The sequence below is a fragment of the Streptomyces djakartensis genome, assembly GCF_014651075.1.
Classification (GTDB): domain Bacteria; phylum Actinomycetota; class Actinomycetes; order Streptomycetales; family Streptomycetaceae; genus Streptomyces; species Streptomyces djakartensis.
This window is the reverse complement of record NZ_BMWE01000003.1, coordinates 148,621-171,980: the sequence shown is the minus strand read 5'-3', so window position 1 is coordinate 171,980 and position 23,360 is coordinate 148,621. Positions and strand designations below refer to the sequence as shown.

The window sequence follows — 23,360 nt, the reverse complement described above, 5'->3', positions numbered from 1 at the left end:
CGCGTTTCTCCCCGGCACCCTGTGTTTCACTCCGTCCCCGCCCGCCTCACGCCGCGGGCGCGGCCCGCGGCTGGGTCACTGTCAGTGGCGGGCCGTATGGTCTGAGGCATGGAGACGAGCACCGAGGACGGGGCGCCGCCCGACGCGGCAGTGGACGCGTCCGTCAAGACGGCCATGGAATCAGCGACCGAGACCGTACCCACCGCCATACCGCCCGCCTCGCTGTCCCCCTCCCGTGCGAGTGACTTCATGCAGTGCCCGCTGCTCTACCGCTTCCGGGTCATCGACCGGCTGCCGGAGAAGCCGAGCGAGGCGGCGACGAGGGGCACCCTGGTGCACGCGGTCCTGGAGCGGCTCTTCGACGCCCCGGCCGCCGAGCGCACGGCGCCCCGGGCGAAGTCGCTGATCCCGGGCCAGTGGGACCGGCTGCGCGAGACGCGGCCGGAGGTCCTGGAGCTGTTCGCCGACGATCCGCAGGGCGAGCGGCTGGCGCGCTGGCTGGGCGAGGCCGAGCGGCTCGTCGAGCGCTGGTTCACGCTGGAGGACCCCAGCAGGCTGGAGCCGGCCGAGCGGGAGCTGTTCGTCGAGGCCGAGCTGGAGTCCGGGCTGCGGCTGCGCGGGATCATCGACCGGGTCGACGTGGCGCCCACGGGCGAGGTCCGGATCGTCGACTACAAGACGGGGAAGGCACCCCGGCCCGAGTACTCCGAGGGTGCCCTGTTCCAGATGAAGTTCTACGCCCTCGTGGTCTGGCGGCTGAAGAACGTGGTGCCACGGCGGCTCCAGCTGGTCTATCTCGGCAGCGGCGAGGTGCTGACGTACGACCCCGTCCTCGCCGACCTGGAGCGGATCGAGCGCAAGCTGCTGGCGCTGTGGGAGGCGATCCGGCGGGCGACCGAGACCGGTGACTGGCGGCCGCGCCCCACGAAGCTGTGCGGCTGGTGCGACCACCAGGCCCACTGCCCCGAGTTCGGCGGCACTCCCCCGCCGTATCCGCTTCCCCTCCCCCGGAGGGACACAGCCGCCGCCGGTGAGGGCGCCTGATCCGGTCGGGTCCGCGCAGGGCAGAATGGGCCGGACTAGCGAAGGAGACTTACGTGGCCATCCGCGTCCTACTGGTCGACGACCAGCCGCTGCTCCGTACGGGCTTCCGGATGATCCTGGAGGCCGAGCAGGACATCGCGGTCGTCGGCGAGGCCGGAGACGGCCTGCAGGCGCTCGACCAGGTGCGGGCCCTGCAGCCCGACGTGGTCCTGATGGACATCCGCATGCCGCGGATGGACGGTGTGGAGGCGACCCGGCAGATCACCGGCCCCGGGCGGGACGGCCCGGCGAAGGTGCTGGTGCTGACCACCTTCGACCTCGACGAGTACGTGGTGGAGGCCCTGCGCGCCGGGGCCAGCGGATTCCTGCTGAAGGACGCCCCGGCCAACGAGCTGGTGCAGGCGATCCGGGTCGTGGCCGCGGGCGAGGCGATGCTCGCGCCGAGCATCACGCGCCGCCTGCTCGACAAGTACGCCACGCATCTGCCCTCCGGTGACGAGCCGGTGCCGGACACGCTGCACACGCTCACCGACCGCGAGGTCGAGGTGCTGAAGCTGGTGGCGCGCGGGCTGTCCAACGCCGAGATCGCCGCCGACCTGTTCGTCAGCGAGACGACCGTCAAGACGCACGTCGGGCACGTGCTCACCAAGCTGGGCCTGCGCGACCGTGTGCAGGCCGCGGTCTACGCGTACGAGAGCGGGCTGGTGCGCCCCGGGGCGCAGTGACACCGAACGCGTGAGGGCGCCCCCTGGGGACAGGGGGCGCCCTCTTTCCATCGCGTGCTTTCACACCTGCGTGTCAGACGTCGTCCTTGCTCAGCTCCCAGAAGCGGAACACGGTCGACGCGTCGAGGCAGTACTCCAGGCCGTAGACGCCGTCACGGACGACCGCGTACTGCTTGGCCTGCCACACCGGCAGGACGGGCAGCTCGTCGGCGACGATGTCCTGGAGTTCGCCGAACTCCTTCTCGGTGGAGGAGCGGTTGGTCAGGGCGGCGGTGCGCGGGATGAGCGTGCCGGTGATGGTGCCGTTGTCGTAGTTGTTGCCCAGCACGTTGTCCTTGCCGAAGAAGGGCGCCGTGAAGTTGTCGGCGTCCGGGTAGTCGGGCACCCAGCCCTTCACGTAGACGCCGTACTTGCCGGCGGCGATGTCCTTCTCGTACTGGCCGAAGGGCACGGACTTGACGTCGGCGTCGAACAGGCCGCTGGCGTTGAGCTGGCCGGCGATGGCCTTCAACTCCTGGTCGGTGGCCGGGCCGTAGCGGGACGGGGTGGACCAGAGGGTCAGCTTCACCTTGCCGGTGATGCCGTCGGCGCGCAGCGCGGCCTCGGCCTTGGACTTGGACGGGCGGGCGCCGTAGGTGTCGAAGAAGGCCGTGTTGTGGCCCGCGATACCGGCCGGGATGATCGAGTACAGCGGGGTCGCGGTGCCCTGGTAGACGTCCCTGATGAGGGCTTCGCGGTCGAGCAGGTGGGCGATGGCTTTGCGGACGCCGACCTTCCCGGCGACCGGGTCGTCCATGTTGAACACCAGGTGCTGGACCTCGGCGCTGCTTCCCTCGACGACCTCGGTGCCGGTGCCGTCGTCGGCCTTCTCCATGTCGGCGATGTCGCTCGCGGTGAGACCGCGGTAGGCGATGTCGACGTCCTCGTTCTGGATGGCCTGCTTCAGGGCGGCCTGGTCGCCGTCGAAGAACTTCAGGGTCACGCCCTTGTTCTTCACCTTGGCGGAGCCCTTGTAGTTCTCGTTGACGGAGAAGACGGCCTGGTCGTCGTCGATCGAGTCGAGCTTGTAGGGACCGGAGCCGACGGCCTTGCGGTCCTTGCGCAGCTTGCCCGCGTCGTACTCGTTGTGGTTGACGATGGAACCGGCGCCGGAGGCGATCTTGCTGGGGAAGGTGGCGTCGGACGTGTTGAGGTGGAAGACGACCGTCGTCTCGTCCGGCGTCTCGACCTCGTCCAGCGTGGGGAACATGATCGCGGGCCCGTCGGGGTCGTTGATCTTCAGCATCCGGTCGAAGGAGAACTTGACGTCCTCGGAGGTGAGGGCGTCACCGTTGCTGAACTTGAGGCCGTCTTTCAGCGTGCACCTGTAGACCGAGCTCTGCGTGTCCGTGAAGGTGCAGCTCTCGGCGGCCTCCGGCTGGGGCTCCGTGGCGCCCTTGGGGAAGCTGAGCAGTGACTGGAAGACGTTGTTGAACAACAGCCAGGAGCCTGGGTCGTATCCGGAGGCCGGGTCGGTGGCGAGGACGTCGTCGGACATCCCCACCACCACGTTGTTGCCGTCCCCCGAGGAGTCTCCGGTCTCCGAGCCGCAGCCGGTCAGCAGGCCGGAGGCGAGCCCCGCCACGATGGGCAGGACCGGCCACTGGTTGCGTATGTTCACGTGTGTGCCTTGTCGTCGGTTCTCGAGAACACCCGGAGCATGTCCCTGGCTCCGGGGCACGGTTCCCCGGGGCCGCGGTCAGAGGCCCCGGGGTTCCATCGGGTCCGTCAGCCGCTCACACCGCGGCCGAGCTCCCACAGCTGGAGCGTCGAGGCGGAGTTGAGCGCGTAGGCGGTACCCGTGATGTCGTCGCGTGCGGCGACGTACTGCTTGCCCTGCCACAGTGGCAGCACCGGGACATCGCCGGCGACGATGTCCTGAATGTCCGTCAGGCTGGTGGAGGCTGACAGCCGGTCCGCCTCGCGGCGGGACTCCGGGATCAGGGTGTCGCGGATCCGGCTGTTGTCGTACGGCGAGCCGAGGGTGTTGTCGGCGTCGAGGAACGGCGCGAGGAAGTTGTCGGCGTCCGGGAAGTCGGGGAACCAGCCCATGCCGTAGACGTCGTACCGGCCCTTCTTCTCGGCCGGGCGGAAGGTGCCCCAGGGCGCGCCCTTGATGTCGACGTCGAACAGGCCGCTGGAGTTCAGCTGGTCGCGGAGGACCTCGAACTCCTCCTTGGTGGCCGGGCCGTAGTGGTCGGTCGTGTAGTGCAGGGTCAGCTTCACCGGGGTGGTGATGTTCGCCTGGTTCAGCAGGGCACGGGCCTTGGCGGCGTTCGGCTCCCCGTACCTGTTGAAGAACGAGTTGGAGTGGCCGGTGATGCTGGCCGGGACCAGCGAGTACAGCGGCTCGGCCTGGGAGCCGTAGACCTTGGAGACCAGCTCGCTGCGGTTGACGACCTGGGCCATGGCCTGCCGCACGGCCTTCGACTTCACGGGCGGGGCATCGGTGTTGAAGCCCAGGTAGCGGATTTCCAGGCCGGACATCTCGACCAGGTCGACACCGTTGTCCGCGTCACCCGAGAGCTCCCGGATCTGCTTCGGGGACATGGCACGGGTCATCAGGTCGATGTCACCCTTGTCCAGCGCCGCCCCCATGGCGTCGGCGTCCTTGAAGGAGACCATGGCGACCTTGTCGTTGTTCACCTTCAGGCTCCCCTTGTAGTGGGGGTTCCGGGTGAACTCGGCCCTGACCATCTCGCCGTTCTCGACGTCGGCCCTGAGGGTGTACGGGCCGGAGCCCTGGAGGTCGAAGCCGTCGCGCAGTTGGCCCTTCGGGTAGTCGTCGGGGTCGACGATGCCGGCGACAGGGGTCGACAGCTTGTACGGGAAGGTGGCGTCGGCGGTCTTGAGGTGGAAGACGATCTCGCGGTCGCCCTGCGTCTCGACGGTGTCGATGGTGGACAGCAGCGCGGAGACTCCGCTGTCGGCCTTGAGGGAGAGCGCGCGGTCGATGGAGTACTTGACGTCGGCCGCGGTGACGGGGTCGCCGTTCGCGAACTCCAGGCCGTCCCGCAGGGTGCAGGCGTAACGCTCGTTGCCGGTGTCGGTGAAGCCGCAGCGTTCGGCCGCCTCGGGAACCGGCTCGCCCTCGCCGCGGGGCTGGATCATCAGGGTCTGCACGGTCTGGCGGAGGATGTTCCAGGTGCCGACGTCGTAGGCGTACGCCGGGTCGAGGGGCGCGGGGGCCTCCTTCGAGGCGGTGAACCGGTCCGTGGTGCCGACGACGATCGCGCCGTCGTCTTTGCTCCCGCTGTCGGTCCCGCCGCAGGCGGCGAGCACCGGCGCGAGCAGGCCGATCACGGCCGGCAGCACCAAAGTCTTGCGGTTCATGCTCGAGTTTCTCCACAGCTGTCGACTCCGTGTACCCGGCATGCAGGGGTGGCGCAGCGGATCACGGGGGGTGGGGCGATGTTCTCGCATCGAGATTAGTCCGCGCCCGCAGGAGGGTTCGCCGCCACCGGAGTTGAGCACCCATCACGCTGCGGAACCGGGCGTGGACACACCGAAAACCCGACAGCGGAAGCTTTGGTGCAGCGTTCCACCAATCGGGACACAAGGGCACGTCGATGACCCCCTGATGGTGACCTGCAGCACATGCCGGATCCGGTGTCGACCCCGGCCCGCGTGGGGAACGTCACACGCGTAAACGGGTTCGACGTACGGGAATTCGACCCCCGTGAGGGGTTCGAATTCGCCTTCGGAATTACTGTTGTAACTCCGTTGCACGCTGGGTGAACGCCTAGCGCATTTCCGTCATCAGGCCGTGCAGAAATGTCAGGTCGACTTCTTCCAGGGAGCTGACGACCGTGCGGCGCAGGGCCGGGGTGATGGGAGCCACCGAGGGCACGGCCACGACATGGCAGCCCGCCGCCTCGGCCGCGGCGACTCCGGTCGCGGTGTCCTCGATGACGGCGCACCTGGCCGGCTCCGCGCCCAGGCCGGCGGCGGCCGCCAGGTACGGGTCCGGGTGCGGCTTGGTGCGCGGCACCTCGTCGCCGGCCACCGTCAGGCCGAAGTGGTGAGCGCCCAGGGAGGTGAGCACCCGGTCGATGATGCGCCGGTGCGAGGCGGAGACCAGGGCGGTGGGGATCTCGTACTCGTACAGCTCGGCCAGCAGCCGCGCGGCGCCCGGCATCAGCGGCAGGGCGCGGCCGATGCGCTGCTCGAAGCCGTCGTTCAGGAGCACCGTGAGCTCGTCGAGGGTGATGTCGGCGCCGGTGGCCTCGATCAGGAAGCCCGCGCTGCGGGTCATGGGACCGCCGACCACGACATGGCGCCAGGAGTCGTCGAGTGTGTGGCCGAGGGACGCGAAGACCTCGACCTCGACGTCCCACCAGAAGCCCTCCGTGTCCACGAGGGTGCCGTCCATGTCGAGGAGCACGGCCTGCAGGGCCGACCCATCGGCCGTACGGGTACTGAGCGCGGGGACCGTACTGGTCATCCACCTACCTCCTTGAAGGGACGATCAGGCCGGTTCCCGCACGGGGAACCGGCCTGCAGTGGACCGACCAGTCTACGTCGTGTGCGGGCGAAGCGCCTCGTTTAGCCGTTGCGCCCCGGGGCATACCGTGGATACGCCGAGGGGCGCCGTGACGTGCGCGGAAGCGCCGCTCAGCGGGCGTTGAAGTACTTCGCCTCCGGGTGGTGGATCACGATGGCGTCCGTGGACTGCTCGGGGTGGAGCTGGAACTCCTCGGACAGGTGGACGCCGATGCGCTCCGGCTGGAGCAGGTCGGCGATCTTCGCGCGGTCCTCCAGGTTCGGGCAGGCGCCGTAGCCGAGGGAGAAGCGGGCGCCCCGGTACTTCAGCTCGAACATGCCCTGCATCTCGTCCGGGTCCTCACCCGCGAAGCCGAGTTCGGAGCGCACGCGCGCGTGCCAGTACTCGGCGAGCGCCTCGGCGAGCTGTACGGACAGGCCGTGCAGTTCGAGGTAGTCCCGGTAGGCGTTGGCCTCGAAGAGCCGGGCGGTCTCCTCGCCGATCCGCGAGCCGACGGTGACCACCTGCAGGCCCACGACGTCCGTCTCGCCGGACTCCTCCGGGCGGAAGAAGTCGGCCAGGCACAGGCGGCGGCCACGGCGCTGACGCGGGAAGGTGAAGCGGGTGCGCTCGTTGCCCTGCTCGTCCAGGATGATCAGGTCGTCGTCCTTGGAGACGCACGGGAAGTAGCCGTAGACCACGGCCGCCTCCAGCAGGTTCTCCGTCTGGAGCCGGTCGAGCAGGCCGCGCAGCCGGGGCCGGCCCTCGGTCTCGACGAGCTCCTCGTAGGAGGGGCCCTCGCCGGTGCGGGCCTGCTTCAGGCCCCACTGGCCCTTGAACAGGGCGCCCTCGTCGAGCCAGCTCGCGTACTCCTTGAGCTGGATGCCCTTGATCACGCGGGTGCCCTGGAAGGGTGCCTTCGGGACGGGGTTGTCGGTGGCGACGTCGGAGCGGACGTGGCCCTCCTCGGGGCGCTCCTCCACGGCGGCCGGGGCGGTGGCCCGGACGCGGCGCTGCTTCAGCTCGGGCAGCTTGGCGCCGGGTACGCCCCGCTTGACGCCGATCAGGGCGTCCATCAGGCGCAGGCCCTCGAAGGCGTCGCGGGCGTAGCGGACCTCGCCCTCGTAGATCTCGTGCAGGTCCTGCTCGACGTAGGCGCGGGTCAGGGCGGCGCCGCCGAGGATGACCGGGAAGTTCGCCGCCAGGCCGCGCTGGTTCAGCTCCTCCAGGTTCTCCTTCATGATCACGGTGGACTTGACCAGGAGACCGGACATGCCGATGACGTCGGCCTTGTGCTCCTCGGCGGCGTCCAGGATCGCGGAGACCGGCTGCTTGATGCCCAGGTTGACGACGTTGTAGCCGTTGTTGGACAGGATGATGTCGACGAGGTTCTTGCCGATGTCGTGCACGTCGCCGCGCACGGTCGCCAGCACGATGGTGCCCTTGCCCGCCTCGTCGCTCTTCTCCATGTGCGGCTCCAGATGGGCCACCGCCGTCTTCATGACCTCCGCGGACTGCAGGACGAACGGCAGCTGCATCTGGCCGGAGCCGAACAGCTCGCCGACGACCTTCATGCCGTCCAGCAGCGTCTCGTTGACGATGTCCAGCGCCGGCCGCTGCTGGAGGGCCTCGTCCAGGTCGGCTTCGAGACCGTTGCGCTCGCCGTCGATGATGCGCCGCTTCAGGCGCTCGTCCAGCGGCAGGGCGGCCAGTTCCTCGGCCTTGCCGGCCTTCAGCGACTTGGCGGTGGCGCCCTCGAACAGCTGCATGAGCTTCTGCAGCGGGTCGTAGCCCTCGGCACGGCGGTCGTAGATCAGGTCCAGAGCCGTCTGGACCTCCTCCTCGCTGAAACGGGCGATCGGCAGGATCTTCGAGGCGTGCACGATCGCCGAGTCCAGGCCCGCCTTGACGCACTCGTCGAGGAAGACGGAGTTCAGCAGGATGCGGGCGGCCGGGTTGAGGCCGAAGGAGATGTTGGACAGGCCCAGCGTGGTCTGCACCTTCGGGTGGCGCCGCTTGAGCTCGCGGATGCCCTCGATGGTGGCGACGCCGTCCCCCCGGGACTCCTCCTGGCCGGTGCAGATGGTGAAGGTCAGGCAGTCGACGAGGATGTCCTCCTCGTGGATGCCCCAGTTGCCGGTGAGGTCGTCGATGAGCCGTTCGGCGATCTCGACCTTCTTCTCGGCGGTGCGGGCCTGGCCCTCCTCGTCGATGGTCAGCGCGATCAAGGCCGCGCCGTGCTCCTTGGCCAGGGCCGTGACCTTGGCGAAGCGGGACTCGGGGCCGTCGCCGTCCTCGTAGTTCACCGAGTTGATCACGGCGCGGCCGCCGAGCTTCTCCAGGCCGGCCCGGATGACGTCGACCTCGGTGGAGTCCAGCACGATCGGCAGCGTGGAGGCGGTGGCGAAGCGGCCGGCGAGTTCCTCCATGTCGGCGACGCCGTCGCGGCCGACGTAGTCCACGCACAGGTCGAGCATGTGCGCGCCCTCGCGGATCTGGTCCCGGGCCATCTCCACGCAGTCGTCCCAGCGGCCTTCCAGCATGGCCTCGCGGAACTTCTTCGAGCCGTTGGCGTTGGTGCGCTCACCGATGGCCAGGTAGGAGGTGTCCTGCCGGAACGGCACGGACTGGTACAGGGAGGCCGCGCCCGGCTCGGGCTGCGGGCTGCGCTCGGTGGGGGCGAGGTCCCGGACGCGTTCGACCAGCTGGCGCAGGTGCTCGGGGGTGGTGCCGCAGCAGCCGCCGACGAGGGAGAGGCCGTAGTCCTGGACGAAGTTCTGCTGGGCGTCGGCCAGGCCCTCGGGGTCCAGCGGGAAGTGGGCGCCGTCCTTGGTGAGGATCGGCAGACCGGCGTTCGGCATGCACAGCAGCGGGATGCGCGAGTGCCGCGTCAGATAGCGCAGGTGCTCGCTCATCTCGGCGGGGCCGGTGGAGCAGTTCAGGCCGATCATGTCGATGCCGAGCGGCTCCAGAGCGGTCAGCGCCGCGCCGATCTCGGAGCCGAGCAGCATGGTGCCGGTGGTCTCGAAGGCCATCGAGCACAGCAGCGGCACCTCGACGCCGGTGGCCTCCATGGCCCGGCGGGCGCCGAGGACGGACGCCTTCGTCTGGAGCAGGTCCTGGGTGGTCTCCACGAGCAGCGCGTCGGCGCCTCCCGCGAGCAGGCCCTCCGCGTTGGCCTGGTAGCCGTCGCGGATGGCGGTGTAGGTGACGTGGCCGAGCGTGGGCAGCTTGGTGCCTGGGCCGATGGAGCCCAGGACCCAGCGCGGGCGGCCGTCCTGGGCGGCGTACTCGTCGGCCACCTCGCGGGCGATCCGGGCACCGGCCTCGGACAGCTCGTGCACGCGGTCGGAGATCTCGTACTCCGCCGCGGCGGTGTGGTTGGCGCCGAAGGTGTTGGTCTCGACGCAGTCGACGCCCACGGCGAAGTACGCGTCGTGGACGGAGCGGACGATGTCCGGCCGGGTCAGGTTCAGGATCTCGTTGCAGCCCTCGAGGTTCTGGAAGTCCTCGAGCGTCGGGTCCTGCGCCTGGAGCATGGTGCCCATGGCACCGTCGGCCACGACCACACGGCTGGCCAGCGCCTCTCGGAGGGCGGACACACGGGTCCGGCTGTCTGCGGAAGGGGTCGGCGGCAACGAGGCCATATAAGGGCTCCCTCAAGTGCGACGGCTGTCGGCTATGCGGCTTCCCGGCCACCCGGGAGTGGTCCCGGGGGGAAGGGCGCACGGCGCCAGCCTAACCGGGAGTCGCCCGGGACGGGCAGGGCGTCCACGAGGCGGACGCCTCTGGCGGCCGGGCGGGCCGTTGCGGAACGTATGGCCGCTGGGAGGCGTCTGCCCTGCGAACCCGAGTCGACACGCCGACGCGGCCCCTCCGGCCCCGCCGGCGCAACGAATGGTGACGCGCCATTAGCGAGAGGTCGCCTTCGACCGGTAGTGTTCGACATTGCCGAACGAGGGCTGCGGACGCCGCTGCTCGGCGGTCAAGGGGACGGAGGCAGTACGGCGATGGCACGGAACATCCAGTCGCTCGAGCGGGCGGCCGCGATGCTGCGGCTGCTCGCGGGCGGCGAGCGGCGGCTCGGCCTGTCGGACATCGCCTCGTCGCTGGGCCTGGCCAAGGGCACGGCCCACGGCATACTGCGCACCCTCCAGCAGGAGGGCTTCGTGGAACAGGACGACGCCTCCGGGCGCTACCAGCTGGGCGCCGAGCTGCTGCGCCTCGGCACCACCTACCTCGATGTGCACGAGCTGCGGGCGCGCGCCCTGGTGTGGACCGACGACCTGGCCCGGTCCAGCGGTGAGAGCGTCTACCTGGGCGTCCTGCACCAGCAGGGCGTGCTGATCGTGCACCACGTCTTCCGGCCGGACGACAGCCGGCAGGTCCTGGAGATCGGGGCCATGCAGCCGCTGCACTCCACGGCGCTGGGCAAGGTGCTGTCCGCCTACGACCCGGTCGCGCACAGTGAGGCCCTGGAGTCCGACCGCAAGGCGTTCACCGACCGGACCGTGTGCGAGCCGGAGGACTTCGAGCACATCCTCGACGTCACCCGCGCCCGCGGGTACGCGGCGGACGTCGAGGAGACCTGGGAGGGCGTCGCCTCCATCGCCGCGCCCATCCACGACCGGCGGCGCATGCCGGTCGGCTCGGTCGGCATCACCGGTGCCGTGGAGCGGCTGTGCCGGCCCGACGACGAGGGAGCGCTGCGCCCGGAGCTGATCGCGGCCGTACGGGACTGTGCCCGCGCGGTGTCGCGGGATCTGGGCGCCGGGCGGTTCTGACGGCACACGCCGGCACCTGCCGGGGACCGGGACGCCGTGCGGCGTCCCGGTCCTCGGCATGTCCGCGCTCACCTGCGGCGAAGATCACCGAACCCACGGCGATCAGTAACGATCAGATATTCGAGTACACAGCCCTTGACGTGCTCGTAACGCCGAAGCAAGACTCCCGTCCATCGGTCGACATTGTCGAACAGCTACCGGCAATACGCGCTAGAGTGTGACAACGCCAGGCCGGTATCGAACTTCCCTGGACGTAGGACAAAGGAGTCGCGGGTGTCCAGCTCCGACATCTTCATCGGCGAGACCATCGGGACCGCCATACTCATCCTCCTCGGCGGCGGAGTCTGCGCCGCCGTCACGCTGAAGGCCTCCAAGGCACGCAACGCCGGCTGGCTCGCCATCACCTTCGGGTGGGGCTTCGCGGTGCTCACGGCCGTCTACACCACGGCGCCGCTCTCCGGCGCACATCTGAATCCGGCCGTGACGCTGGCGATCGCCATCAAGGACGGCGACTGGAAGAACGTTCCGGTCTACTGGGCCGGACAGGTGCTCGGCGCCATGATCGGCGCGGCGCTGGTCTGGGTCGCCTACTACGGTCAGTTCCACGCCCACCTCACCGACCGCGAGATCGTCGGCGGTCCGGGCGCGCAGGACACCGCCGCCAAGGCCGTCGAGGCCCAGGAGAAGGGCGCGGGCCCCGTGCTCGGCGTCTTCTCCACCGGCCCCGAGATCCGGGTCGCCTGGCAGAACATCGCCACCGAGGTCATCGGCACCATCGTGCTGGTTCTCGCCGTGCTCACCCAGGGCCTGAACGACAAGGGCAACGGCCTCGGCACCCTGGGCGCGCTGATCACCGCGTTCGTGGTGGTCTCCATCGGTCTGTCCCTCGGCGGCCCGACGGGGTACGCGATCAACCCGGCCCGTGACCTCGGTCCGCGCATCGTGCACGCCCTGCTGCCGCTGCCCAACAAGGGCGGCTCCGACTGGGGCTACGCCTGGGTCCCCGTGGTGGGTCCGCTGCTCGGCGGCGCCATCGCGGCGGGCATCTACAACGTCGCGTTCGCCTAGGAGCGATTCCCGCGCCTTTCGCGAAACTCTCAGCACGCGCCGTACGTAAAGCCCCATAAACACGGAATTTCCAGGAGCACACAGTGACCGACGCGCACACCGCCGGCCCCTTCATCGCAGCCATCGACCAGGGCACCACCTCCAGCCGCTGCATCGTCTTCGACCGGGACGGCCGGATCGTCTCCGTCGACCAGAAGGAGCACGAGCAGATCTTCCCGAAGCCGGGCTGGGTCGAGCACGACGCCAACGAGATCTGGACGAACGTCCAGGAGGTCGTCGCCGGAGCCGTCCAGAAGGCCGGCATCACCCGTGACGACATCAAGGCCATCGGCATCACCAACCAGCGCGAGACGACCGTGCTGTGGGACAGGAACACCGGCGAGCCCGTCCACAACGCCATCGTCTGGCAGGACACCCGCACCGACGCCCTCTGCCGCGAGCTGGGCCGCAATGTGGGCCAGGACCGCTTCCGCCGCGAGACGGGCCTGCCGCTCGCCTCCTACTTCGCCGGCCCGAAGGCCCGCTGGCTGCTCGACAACGTCGACGGGCTGAAGGAGCGCGCCGAGGCGGGAGACATTCTTTTCGGCACGATGGACACCTGGGTCATCTGGAACCTGACCGGCGGTGTCGACGGCGGCCGGCACGTCACCGACGTCACCAACGCCTCCCGCACCATGCTCATGAACCTGCACACCATGCAGTGGGACGAGAAGATCTGCGAGTCCATCGGCGTCCCGCAGCAGGTCCTGCCCGAGATCCGGTCCTCCGCGGAGGTCTACGGCGAGATCAAGGGCGGCAAGCTGGGCGACCTGCTCGGCGGCATCCCGGTCGCCTCGGCGCTCGGCGACCAGCAGGCGGCCCTGTTCGGCCAGACCTGCTTCTCCGAGGGCGAGACCAAGTCGACGTACGGCACCGGCACCTTCATGGTGATGAACACCGGCGACAAGATCATCAACTCGTACAGCGGCCTGCTGACCACCGTCGGCTACAAGATCGGCGACCAGGACACGGTCTACGCCCTGGAGGGCTCGATCGCCGTCACCGGCTCGCTGGTGCAGTGGATGCGCGACCAGATGGGCCTGATCTCCACGGCCGCCGAGATCGAGACGCTCGCGCTGTCGGTGGAGGACAACGGCGGCGCCTACTTCGTGCCGGCCTTCTCCGGCCTGTTCGCCCCGTACTGGCGCTCCGACGCCCGCGGTGTGATCGCCGGCCTGACCCGGTACGTCACCAAGGCGCACCTGGCCCGTGCCGTCCTGGAGGCGACCGCCTGGCAGACCCGGGAGATCGCCGACGCCATGACGAAGGACTCCGGCGTCGAACTGGCCGCCCTCAAGGTCGACGGCGGCATGACCTCCAACAACCTGCTGATGCAGACCCTCGCCGACTTCGTGGACGCCCCCGTGGTGCGCCCGATGGTCGCCGAGACCACCTGCCTCGGCGCCGCCTACGCCGCCGGTCTCGCCGTCGGCTTCTGGAACAGCACCGACGACCTGCGCGCCAACTGGCGCCGGGCCGCCGAGTGGACCCCCCGCATGGACGCGGACACCCGCGCCCGTGAGTACAAGAACTGGCTCAAGGCCGTCGAGCGGACCATGGGCTGGCTCGAGGACGAGGAGTAAGAAACAGCATGACCAGTCAGTCCACCCTGCAGTCCGTGCCTGCCCTGGGGACGCACCCGGCCTCCGGCTCGAACCCGAGCCGGGCCGAGACCAGGGAGCAGCTCTCCAAGGCGTCGTACGACCTTCTCGTGATCGGCGGCGGCATCCTGGGCATCTCCACCGCCTGGCACGCCGCGCAGTCCGGCCTCAGGGTGGCTCTGGTCGACGCCGGCGACTTCGCCGGCGCCACCTCCTCCGCCTCCTCCAAGCTGCTCCACGGCGGCCTGCGCTACCTGCAGACCGGCGCGGTGAAGCTGGTGGCGGAGAACCACTTCGAGCGCCGTGCGGTCTCCCGCCAGGTGGCACCCCACCTGGCGAACCCGCTCACGTTCTACCTCCCCGTCTACAAGGGCGGGCCGCACGGCGCGGCGAAGCTCGGGGCGGGTGTCTTCGCCTACTCCGCGCTCTCCGCGTTCGGTGACGGCGTCGGGCACCTGCTCTCGCCGGCCAAGGCGGCGCAGGACGTGCCCGAGCTGCGCACCGAGAACCTCAAGGCCGTGGCCGTGTACGGCGACGACCAGATGAACGACGCGCGCATGGCGCTGATGACGGTCCGCGCGGCCGTCGAGGCGGGCGCGGTCGTCCTGAACCACGCCGAGGTGACGGGCATGCGCTTCACGCAGGGCCGGGTCACCGGTGCCGAGCTGAAGGACCGCCTGTCCGGAGACGAGTTCGGCGTCAACGCCCGGCTGGTGCTGAACGCGACCGGCCCGTGGGTCGACCACCTGCGCAGGATGGAGGACCCGAACGCGGCGCCGTCCATCCGCCTGTCGAAGGGCGCGCACCTGGTCCTGAAGCGCACCTCCCCGTGGAAGGCCGCGCTCGCCACGCCCATCGACAAGTACCGCATCACGTTCGCCCTCCCCTGGGAGGACATGCTGCTGCTCGGCACCACGGACGAGGAGTTCGAGGGCGACCCGGCGGACGTCGCGGTCACCGAGCAGGACATATCCCAGATCCTCGACGAGGCCGCCTTCTCGGTCCGCGACCAGCAGCTCAGCCGCGACCTCATCACCTACTCCTTCGCGGGCCTGCGGGTGCTGCCGGGCGGCCCCGGCGACACCGCCAAGGCCAAGCGCGAGACCGTCGTCACCGAGGGCAAGGGCGGCATGCTGTCCGTCGCGGGCGGCAAGTGGACCACCTTCCGCCACATCGGCCGTACGGTCATGCAGAAGCTTCAGGCCCTGCCGGGCCACCCCCTGGGTGACGACTTCGAGCCCATCAGCTCGCTGCCGAAGAAGCTTCCGCTGCCCGGCATAGCCAACCCGCGCGCGGTCGCCCACCGGCTGCTGACCGACCGCCCGGCACCCGGCCCGCGCATGGCCGCCGACACCGCCAGGCACCTGGCCACCCACTACGGCTCGCTGGCCTTCGACATCGCCCGCCTGGCCAACGAGAGCCCCGAGCTCGCCGAGCGCGTCCACCCGGACGCCCCGGAGATCTGGGCGCAGGTCGTCTGGGCCCGGGACCACGAGTGGGCCGAGACGCAGGACGACGTGCTGCGCCGCCGGACGACGCTGACGATCCGCGGCCTCGCGACGGACGACGTCCGCGCCAGGGTCCAGGACCTTCTCGACAAGAAGTAGACCCCGGGGGGTTCCCGATCACGGAAGGGGCGGCTCCACGCCGACGGAGCCGCCCCTTCCGGGCTGCCGACCCCGCATAATGGCCTGATACGTCGGAGGTCTTGAGCGACAGGGAGCCCGCCATGGCAGTCACCGACGAGGCGATCGAGAAGATCAAAGGCATGATCGTCTCCGGCGCGCTGCGGCCGGGCGACCGGCTGCCCAAGGAGAGCGAACTCGCCGCCGGCCTCGGGCTGTCCCGCAACTCCCTGCGGGAGGCCGTGCGGGCGCTGGCACTCATCCGCATCCTGGACGTCCGGCAGGGCGACGGCACGTACGTCACCAGCCTCGACCCGCAGCTCCTGCTCGAGGCGCTGAGCTTCGTCGTCGACTTCCACCGCGACGACACGGTCCTGGAGTTCCTGGCCGTACGCCGCATCCTGGAACCGGCCGCGACGGCCATGGCGGCGCTGCGCATCAGCGAGCAGCAGCTGGACGCGCTCACGGCCCAGCTGGACAAGCTCGGTGACGCCCCGTCCGTGGAGGACCTCGTCGCCTGCGACCTGGAGTTCCACCGGGGCATCGTGCGGAGCTCGGGCAACTCCGTGCTGTGCTCGCTGCTCGACGGCCTGTCGGGTCCCACCACCCGGGCCCGGGTCTGGCGCGGCCTCACCCAGGAGGACGCCGTCGGCCGCACCCTGCGCGAGCACCGGGCGATCCTCGCCGCGCTGCGGGACCGGGACGCCGAGGCGGCGCGCTCGTGGGCGACGGTGCACATCGCGAGCGTGGAGCAGTGGCTGCGCTCCACGCTGTGACCAGAGGCTCTCACCTACTGCTCGGATGATTACGGGGTGTTCAGGGACGTATCACGGGGCAGTCATGGGGTCACTCCCCCTGCAAGGGGGCTGCGGGCGCCCCCTTGGCACGCCGTAAGGTTGGGTGGTCAAGCGAGGGCACGTCGGAAGGAGGCACTGGGTGATCGAGCTCGAGGGGGTTCCCGAGCTGATCGACCCGGTCATGGTGGCCGCGTTCGAGGGCTGGAACGATGCCGGCGACGCCGCCTCCACCGCGGTCGCGCATCTCGACAGGGAGTGGAAGGGCGAGGTGTTCGCGGCGCTGGACGCCGAGGACTACTACGACTTCCAGGTGAACCGCCCCACGGTGTTCATGGAAGCGGGCGTCCGCAAGATCACATGGCCGACGACAAGGTTGTCGGTGGTCCGGGTCGGTGGTGAGAAGCCACGCGACCTGGTCCTGGTCCGGGGTATCGAACCGTCGATGCGGTGGCGCTCGTTCTGCAACGAACTCCTCGGCTTCGCGCACGAACTGGGCGTGGAGCTGGTGGTCGTCCTGGGCGCCCTGCTCGGCGACACCCCGCACACCCGTCCGGTGCCGATCAGCGGGACGACGTCCGACCCGGACCTGGCCCGCCGCATGGACCTGGAGGAGACCAAGTACGAGGGCCCCACGGGCATCGTCGGAGTCCTCCAGGAGGCGTGCACGCACGCGGGCGTGCCGGCCGTGTCGCTGTGGGCGGCGGTGCCGCACTACGTGTCCCAGCCGCCGAACCCGAAGGCCACGCTGGCCCTTCTGAACCGGCTGGAGGACCTGATCGACGTGCGCATCCCGCTGGGCGAGCTGCCCGAGGACGCGCGGGCCTGGCAGGTCGGCGTGGACCAGCTGGCCGCCGAGGACAGCGAGGTCGCCGAGTACGTCCAGTCACTGGAGGAGGCCCGGGACACGGCCGAGCTGCCGGAGGCGTCGGGCGAGGCGATCGCCCGCGAGTTCGAGCGCTACCTGCGCCGCCGGGACGGCGGCGGACCGCCGGCTTCCGGCGGACACGCGACAGCGGACGGCAGCGACAGCACGTCGTACCTCAGGGACAACCCCAGCGGCCGTACGCGCCCGCCGAAGCCGCCGAAGGCCGGCGGCGCCGATGACGAGGAGTCGTCGGAGGACTGAGCCCGGGGGGCGGCCTCACTGTCGGGTGCCCTGGTCGGCGCGACGCCGCGACGTCGGTGCTGGGGGGGTAGGCGTTGCGCAGCCCGCAGCGGCGGCGGCCTGCGCCCGGTTCCAGGTACCCGGCGTGGGTGCTGGGGGCGGGGCGTTGCGCAACTCGGCGCGACGAGGTGCCGCTGCGCCCACCCGTGCCGCCCAAGCGGCACGACTGCCCGCAGCTAGGACGGCCACGACTGCCCGCAGCTAGGACGGCGGGCAGCCGCGTACGTACGGAAGGGGACGTGTCGGGGGGTGTCCGCCCGCAGCGGTTGGCGCGTCAACGGACAGTCACTCGGCATCCGACTCCATCGCGCCGTTCCGAGGACGGACACCCCCCGACACGTCCCCGCCCCCCCACCCCGCGGCACGCGCACGCGCAGGACGCCCGGGCGGCGCCGATGCCGCCCGGGCGCCTCCGGCTTGATCGCGGCTACAGCGCGACGCCGAGCAGCGCGTCCACCGCCCGGGAGACCACCCCGGGCGCGCTGATGTCCGTGCCGCCGGTCTCCTCCTGCAGCGCGGCCCAGCGGTCGACCGCGGTGAGCGCGGCCGGCGCGTCCAGGTCGTCGGCCAGAGCCTCGCGGATCTCCTCCACGAGCGCCTGGGCCGATGGCCCGTCGGGCCGGGACACGGCGGCCCGCCAGCGGCCCAGCCGCGCCACGGCGTCCGCCAGGACCTGGTCGGTCCACTCCCAGTCGGCACGGTAGTGGTGGGCGAGCAGGGCGAGCCGGATGGCGGCCGGGTCGACGCCGTCGTGCCGGAGCTTGGAGACGAAGACCAGGTTGCCCTTGGACTTGGACATCTTCTCGCCGTCGAGGCCGACCATGCCGGCGTGCACATACGCCTTGGCCATGGGGAACTCACCGGTGAGGGCCTGGGCGTGGGAGGCGCCCATCTCGTGGTGCGGGAAGGCGAGGTCGGAGCCGCCGCCCTGGATGTCGAAGCCCATGCCGAGGTGGTCGAGGGCGATGGCCACACACTCGATGTGCCAGCCGGGCCGCCCGCGTCCGAGCGATCCGCCGTCCCAGCTGGGCTCGCCCTCGCGGGCCGCCATCCACAGCATCGGGTCGAGCGGGTTCTTCTTGCCCGGCCGGTCCGGGTCGCCGCCGCGCTCGGCGGACAGCAGCCGCATCGCGGCGGCGTCCAGGTTCGAGACCTTGCCGAAGTGCGGGTCGGACTCGACGGAGAAGTAGACGTCCCCGTCGAGCTCGTACGCCGCGCCCAGGTCACGCAGTCGCTCGACGAGCGGCACGATCCCGGGTATGGCCTCGACGGCGCCTATGTACTGCTGCGGCGGCAGCATCCGCAGGGCCGTCATGTCCTCGCGGAAGAGGGCCGTCTCCCGCTCCGCGAGCGCGGCCCAGTCGAGGCCGTCGCGCTGTGCGCGTTCCAGGAGCGGGTCGTCGACGTCGGTGACGTTCTGGACGTAGTGAACCTGCCGCTTGGTGTCGAGCCACACGCGCTGCACGAGGTCGAACGCGTTGTACGTCGCCGCGTGTCCCATGTGGGTGGCGTCGTACGGGGTGATGCCGCAGACGTAGATACGGGCGACGGGACCGGGGTCGAGGGTGACGAGGCCGCCGGTCGCGGTGTCGTGGATCCTCAGGTCGCGGCCCTGACCAGGCAGGGCGGGGACCTCGGAAGCGGGCCAGGCATGCATGCCATGAGCCTAACCGGACTGAAGTTCCATATACGAATGGGAGCGGCCCGGACGGCCGAGAAGGCGCTCTTGCGGGAAACCGCCGGTCGTGCTGCTACACGGGTGGCCAGGGGATCGCCGGCCACTCCCCGCTCGGCTCCGGATGCTTCCCCGAGGCGAGCAGCGCGCCGACCCGCGCGCGCGTGGCCTCGATCTCGGCGCCGGTGATCAGCGGTTCGAGCCGGGCGGCGAGGGCCCCGCCCTCGGCCAGGTTCGTCCTGAGGTCCTCGAGGACGTCGGCCGCCTCGGAGGTGAGCGGCTCCCCCGCCCATCCCCACAACAGGGTCCGCAGCTTGTTCTCGACGTTGAAGGTGACCCCGTGGTCGATCCCGTACAGCCGCCCCTCGCCGGTGGGCAGCAGGTGCCCGCCCTTGCGGTCGGCGTTGTTGAGCACGGCGTCGAGCACCGCGAGCCGCCGCAGCCGCTCGTCGTCCGCGTGCACCAGCAGCGCGGTGCGTCCCTCGCCGACCTCGGCGAAGCCGATCGCCTTCCAGCCCGGCCCGGGTTCCTCCCGGTCGACCAGCGCCAGGAGTTCCGCCTCCGGCGCCGCCTCGACCCACAGCTGGCACATGCCCTCGCCGTACGGTCCGTCACGCAGCACGGTGGGCGGTACGAGCCCCCAGCCGGTCGCCTCGGAGACCTCGTACGCGGCGACCTCGCGCTGGGCGAGCGTCCCGTCGGGGAAGTCCCACAGGGGCCGCTCCCCGGCGATCGGCTTGTAGACGCAGGCCGCCTCCCGGCCGTCGTAGGACACGGTGCAGTACAGGGCCGCGTTGGACGCCTCACGGATGCGTCCGCGCACGGTGAGTTCGCCCCGGGCGAGCAGCCGGGCGGTGTCCGGGGGAGGTGTCACGCTCCGCGGCGGTATCCGTTCTGGCGCGGACATACGTGTCCTTCCGGGTCGAGCGGGAGGCTGCACAGCGGGCACGGCGGCCGCCCCGCGTTGACGACGTCGAGGGCGCGCTTGGCGAAGGCCCTGGCCTGCGCGCCGGTGAGCCGGACCCGCAGCATCGGGGGCCCGTTCTCCTCGTCCTGGAGCAGCCGTTCCTCGGCCTCGGCGAGATCCTCCTCGGATTCGGCGTCGAGTTCGACGAGCGCCTGCGCCTCGACGATCATGAGCTGTTCGTCGCCGTCCCAGGCGAGTGCCATCGTGCCGACCCGGAACTCCTCCTCGACGGGGGTTTGCAGCGGGTCGGTGTCGGTGATCTCCGACGGCGCGACGGCAGGTACGGAGGCGCTGCCTCCACTACGGCGTACGACCTCGTCGAGCAGTTCGTCCATGCGTTCGGCGAGCGCTGCGACCTGGGTCTTCTCCAGGGCCACGCTGGTCACCCGGGTGCCGGCTGTGGCCTGGAGGAAGAACGAACGACGCCCGGGCAGCCCGACCGTACCGGCCACGAAACGCTCCGGATGGTCGTAGAGGAACACCTGACGGGACACGTCCTGTCTCCATTGGAATCGTGGGAACCGTGTGACCACGGCACTGCTGCGACCGCTTCACCCTACTGCGGCCGACGATCACGGTGCGCCCGCACCACCACCGACTTGGGCTTGGTCGCCCGGCGGTTCCTCGCGCGGCACGAGGGACGTGAGGTTCCCGGTGTCGCCGAGGCGGACGAGAAAGGGCCGCAGCCGGGTGTAGCGGATCGCGGTGATGGAACACGGTTCAACAGAAATCCGCTGGAAGAGGTCCAGATGAAGTCCGAGGGCGTCCGCGACGAGCGACTTGATGATGTCGCCGTGCGAGCACATGAGGTAGACGGCGTCGGCGCCGTGGTCGCGCTCCACGCGCGCGTTCCACTCGCGTACGGCCTCGGCGGCGCGCGTCTGCATCGCCCGCATGGACTCCCCGCCGGGGAACGCCGCCGCGGACGGGTGCGCCTGCACCACCTCCATCAGGGGCTCGTCCTTGAGCTCGTCGAGCTTGCGTCCGGACCAGTCGCCGTAGTGGCACTCGCCGATGCGCTCGTCGGTGTGCGGGGTCAGCTCCGGCCGGGCGTCCAGAAGGGGCCGGATCGTCTCCTGGCAGCGCTGGAGCGGGCTGGTGACGATCTCGGCGAGGGGCAGTTCGGCCAGGCGGCCGGGCAGCGCGGCGGCCTGCGCGGCGCCGCGTCCGTCGAGGGCGACACCGGGCGTCCAGCCGGCGAGCAGTCCCTCGGTGTTGGCGGTGGAGCGTCCGTGCCTGACCAGGATCAGCGTGGGCATGCGGTCCAGCGTAGGCGCACGCACGCGTGCCGTGTCGTTCGAGTGACGGGAGACTCGCTTCGTGATCGTCGACTGTGCCATCTACCGCGACGGACACCGGTCGGAAGGGCCCGAGGACTTCTCCGACGCCCTGGGTGAGGCCCGCGCTGCGGGCGGTTTCGTGTGGGTCGGGCTGCATGAGCCCACGGAGCGCGAGTTCGACCACGTCACCCAGGAGTTCGGCCTGCACCCGCTGGCCGTCGAGGACGCCCTCAAGGCGCATCAGCGGCCGAAGCTTGAGGTGTACGACGACTCGCTGTTCGTGGTGCTCAAGCCGGTGACGTACGAGCCGCAGAGCGACACCGTCTCCTCCGGCGAGATCATGGTCTTCCTCGGTGACTCGTTCGTGGTGACGGTCCGGCACGGCGAGGGCGCCCCGCTCAAGGCCGTGCGGCGCCGTCTGGAGCAGGAACCGGAACTGCTGGGCAACGGCCCCACCGCCGTGCTGTACGCGGTCGCCGACGCCGCCGTCGACCACTACCTGGACGTGGCGACCGAGTTGCAGACCGACCTGGAGGAGCTGGAGGCGGAGGTCTTCTCACCGGACACCGGCGGATCGGGGAACACCGCCTCCCGGATCTACACCTTCAAACGGCAGGTCCTGGAGTTCCGCCGGGCGACCGGGCCGCTGGCCCTGCCGATGAGCCGGCTGGCGGGCACGGCTCCGTACGGCGTGGCGGTCCCGTTCCTGGACGACCGGGCCCGGCCCTTCTTCCGGGACGTCAGCGACCACCTCACGCGCGTCAACGAGTCCGTGGAGAACCTGGACCGGCTGGTGTCCGACATCCTCTCGGCCCACCTGGCGCAGATGAGTGTCCGGCAGAACGACGACATGCGGAAGATCTCCGCGTGGGCTGCCATGGCCGCGATCCCCACGATGTTCGCGGGGATCTACGGCATGAACTTCGAGCACATGCCCGAGCTGCGCTGGGTGTGGTCCTATCCGGCGCTGATCGTGCTGATGGCCGTGCTGGAGGTTCTGGTGTTCCGGCTGTTCAAGCGACGGGGGTGGTTGTGAGGCGGCCCGGCTAGACGAACTCGGGTTCCGCTGGGGCCGGGCCGCCGAGGGCGTTGCGGCGCTCGGGCGTCTTCAGCGACACCATCCGGCGCCAGCCGCCCAGCCGTTCGTAGGCGTACATCGCGTGGATGCCCGCCGCGAGCACGGCCGACTTGGCCTTGGACCAGCCGAGGATGCGGCCCATGTTCGCCATGACCGCGAGGCTGACGTCCCGGTAGATCCGGATCTCGGCCAGCGCGCACTCGCGCAGGGTCCGCTGGATGGCCCGGCCGTGGCCCGCGTAGGCGAAGCGGAGCAGTTCCTCGTGGCAGTACGCGAGGTGGTTGTCCTCGTCGTTGGAGATCTGCTTGACCGCGCGGCCGATGTCGGGGTGGTCCGCGAAGTGCTTGCGCAGCAGGTCCATCTGCTCGGAGGCACGTTGCTCGGTGACCCTGCTGTGCGAGAGATACGTGACGATGTCCTGGACCGTGAGCCGCTGGTCCCGCTTCAGCTGCTCGTGGGCGAGGCCGATGCCGTGCTTCTCCAGCAGCATGGTGTAGTCGGTCTCCGGCGGGACCGGGACCGGTTCCAGGCCGCGCTTCTTCATCAGGGCGTTGAAGATCCGGCCGTGCTTGTCCTCGTCGGCACCGTGCCGGGTGATCTTGGGGGCGAGTTCGCGTTCGCTCTCCGGGACGAGGGCTGCGATCCGGGCGTTCTCCCAGCCGCCTTGGGACTCGCCGCTCGCGGCGATGGAGCAGAACAGGGCGAAGGAATCGTCGTTGGCGAGGATCTCCTGGAACAGACTCTTGGCCGAAAGCATCGTGAGCACCTCTCCCGCGCGCGTGCGCGTGCCGCGTGACTCCGCAGGATCCGATCCGCAGGATTCCGCAGACAACGAGTCAAGTGCGGGGCGGCAGGGGCTGCAACAGGTGCGGGGGAGGACTCCGCCGAATGGAGGACGCGGCGGGGCGGGGCCGGGCCGGGCCGGGCCTGTCCGGGACGGCACGGGCGTAACCGCCGGGGGGTACGGAGCGTTGTTCCGCGTGACGGCCG

Annotated in this window: 18 protein-coding genes; 9 read left to right on the top strand and 9 right to left on the bottom strand. The window is 70.3% G+C overall.

The window, feature by feature from the left end:
* Positions 1-108: 108 nt before the first annotated feature.
* Together IE212_RS06610 and IE212_RS06605 are read left to right on the top strand one after the other, a co-directional pair.
* The gene (locus tag IE212_RS06610) at positions 109-1,044 is read left to right on the top strand and encodes a RecB family exonuclease (protein WP_190196763.1); all 936 of its coding nucleotides are present in this window, start codon (positions 109-111) and stop codon (positions 1,042-1,044) included.
* Between the two features lie 53 nt (positions 1,045-1,097).
* On the top strand, positions 1,098-1,769 hold the full coding sequence (locus IE212_RS06605; protein ID WP_020141342.1) for a response regulator: 672 nt from the start codon (positions 1,098-1,100) through the stop codon (positions 1,767-1,769).
* Positions 1,770-1,842: 73 nt separating this feature from the next.
* Here IE212_RS06605 and IE212_RS06600 read toward each other — a convergent pair whose 3' ends face one another.
* The 4 genes from IE212_RS06600 to metH all read right to left on the bottom strand — a co-directional run bounded on the left by IE212_RS06600 (position 1,843) and on the right by metH (position 9,938).
* Positions 1,843-3,429, bottom strand: coding sequence for an ABC transporter substrate-binding protein (locus IE212_RS06600; RefSeq protein ID WP_190196762.1), 1,587 nt, complete (start codon positions 3,427-3,429; stop codon positions 1,843-1,845).
* 107 nt (positions 3,430-3,536) lie between these two features.
* Positions 3,537-5,141: an ABC transporter substrate-binding protein gene (locus tag IE212_RS06595; RefSeq protein ID WP_190196761.1), complete on the bottom strand. Its 1,605-nt coding sequence runs from the start codon at positions 5,139-5,141 to the stop codon at positions 3,537-3,539.
* A 409-nt stretch (positions 5,142-5,550) separates the two neighbouring features.
* Positions 5,551-6,252, bottom strand: coding sequence for an HAD family hydrolase (locus IE212_RS06590; protein WP_190196760.1), 702 nt, complete (start codon positions 6,250-6,252; stop codon positions 5,551-5,553).
* Positions 6,253-6,422: 170 nt separating this feature from the next.
* Positions 6,423-9,938, bottom strand: a complete 3,516-nt coding sequence (gene metH / locus IE212_RS06585; protein ID WP_190196759.1) for a methionine synthase — start codon at positions 9,936-9,938, stop codon at positions 6,423-6,425.
* A 363-nt stretch (positions 9,939-10,301) separates the two neighbouring features.
* On the opposite strand from metH, the gene IE212_RS06580 reads away from it, so the two are divergent.
* The 6 genes from IE212_RS06580 (at position 10,302) to IE212_RS06555 (ending at position 17,331) form a co-directional block, all read left to right on the top strand.
* Positions 10,302-11,075 carry an IclR family transcriptional regulator gene (locus tag IE212_RS06580; protein ID WP_190196758.1) on the top strand — a complete coding sequence of 258 codons (774 nt, stop codon included), beginning with the start codon at positions 10,302-10,304 and terminating at the stop codon, positions 11,073-11,075.
* A gap of 273 nt (positions 11,076-11,348) precedes the next feature.
* Positions 11,349-12,143, top strand: a complete 795-nt coding sequence (locus IE212_RS06575) for an MIP/aquaporin family protein (RefSeq protein ID WP_190196757.1) — start codon at positions 11,349-11,351, stop codon at positions 12,141-12,143.
* A gap of 83 nt (positions 12,144-12,226) precedes the next feature.
* On the top strand, positions 12,227-13,765 hold the full coding sequence (glpK, locus tag IE212_RS06570; protein ID WP_190196756.1) for a glycerol kinase GlpK: 1,539 nt from the start codon (positions 12,227-12,229) through the stop codon (positions 13,763-13,765).
* An 8-nt stretch (positions 13,766-13,773) separates the two neighbouring features.
* On the top strand, positions 13,774-15,390 hold the full coding sequence (locus IE212_RS06565) for a glycerol-3-phosphate dehydrogenase/oxidase (protein ID WP_190196755.1): 1,617 nt from the start codon (positions 13,774-13,776) through the stop codon (positions 15,388-15,390).
* Between the two features lie 122 nt (positions 15,391-15,512).
* The gene (locus IE212_RS06560; protein ID WP_190196754.1) at positions 15,513-16,184 is read left to right on the top strand and encodes a FadR/GntR family transcriptional regulator; all 672 of its coding nucleotides are present in this window, start codon (positions 15,513-15,515) and stop codon (positions 16,182-16,184) included.
* A gap of 160 nt (positions 16,185-16,344) precedes the next feature.
* Positions 16,345-17,331, top strand: a complete 987-nt coding sequence (locus IE212_RS06555) for a PAC2 family protein (RefSeq protein WP_030244055.1) — start codon at positions 16,345-16,347, stop codon at positions 17,329-17,331.
* 466 nt (positions 17,332-17,797) lie between these two features.
* On the opposite strand, the gene mshC is transcribed toward IE212_RS06555, so the two are convergent.
* From mshC to IE212_RS06535, 4 genes are all read right to left on the bottom strand, one after another.
* Positions 17,798-19,027, bottom strand: coding sequence for a cysteine--1-D-myo-inosityl 2-amino-2-deoxy-alpha-D-glucopyranoside ligase (mshC, locus tag IE212_RS06550; protein ID WP_190196753.1), 1,230 nt, complete (start codon positions 19,025-19,027; stop codon positions 17,798-17,800).
* Positions 19,028-19,121: 94 nt separating this feature from the next.
* Positions 19,122-19,952 (bottom strand): SCO1664 family protein, encoded by an 831-nt coding sequence (locus IE212_RS06545; protein ID WP_190196752.1) that lies wholly within the window; start codon positions 19,950-19,952, stop codon positions 19,122-19,124.
* Complete coding sequence (locus tag IE212_RS06540; RefSeq protein ID WP_190196751.1) at positions 19,916-20,506, bottom strand: DUF3090 domain-containing protein; 591 nt, start codon at positions 20,504-20,506, stop codon at positions 19,916-19,918. The genes IE212_RS06545 and IE212_RS06540 overlap by 37 nt, the downstream gene beginning before the upstream one ends.
* Positions 20,507-20,584: 78 nt before the next feature.
* Positions 20,585-21,271, bottom strand: coding sequence for a histidine phosphatase family protein (locus IE212_RS06535; protein WP_190196750.1), 687 nt, complete (start codon positions 21,269-21,271; stop codon positions 20,585-20,587).
* 61 nt (positions 21,272-21,332) lie between these two features.
* On the opposite strand from IE212_RS06535, the gene IE212_RS06530 reads away from it, so the two are divergent.
* A complete protein-coding gene (locus tag IE212_RS06530; protein ID WP_190196749.1) occupies positions 21,333-22,328 on the top strand; it encodes a magnesium and cobalt transport protein CorA in 996 nt (331 codons plus the stop codon).
* A 10-nt stretch (positions 22,329-22,338) separates the two neighbouring features.
* On the opposite strand, the gene IE212_RS06525 is transcribed toward IE212_RS06530, so the two are convergent.
* Positions 22,339-23,127 carry a ferritin-like domain-containing protein gene (locus IE212_RS06525; protein WP_190196748.1) on the bottom strand — a complete coding sequence of 263 codons (789 nt, stop codon included), beginning with the start codon at positions 23,125-23,127 and terminating at the stop codon, positions 22,339-22,341.
* Positions 23,128-23,360 lie beyond the last annotated feature (233 nt).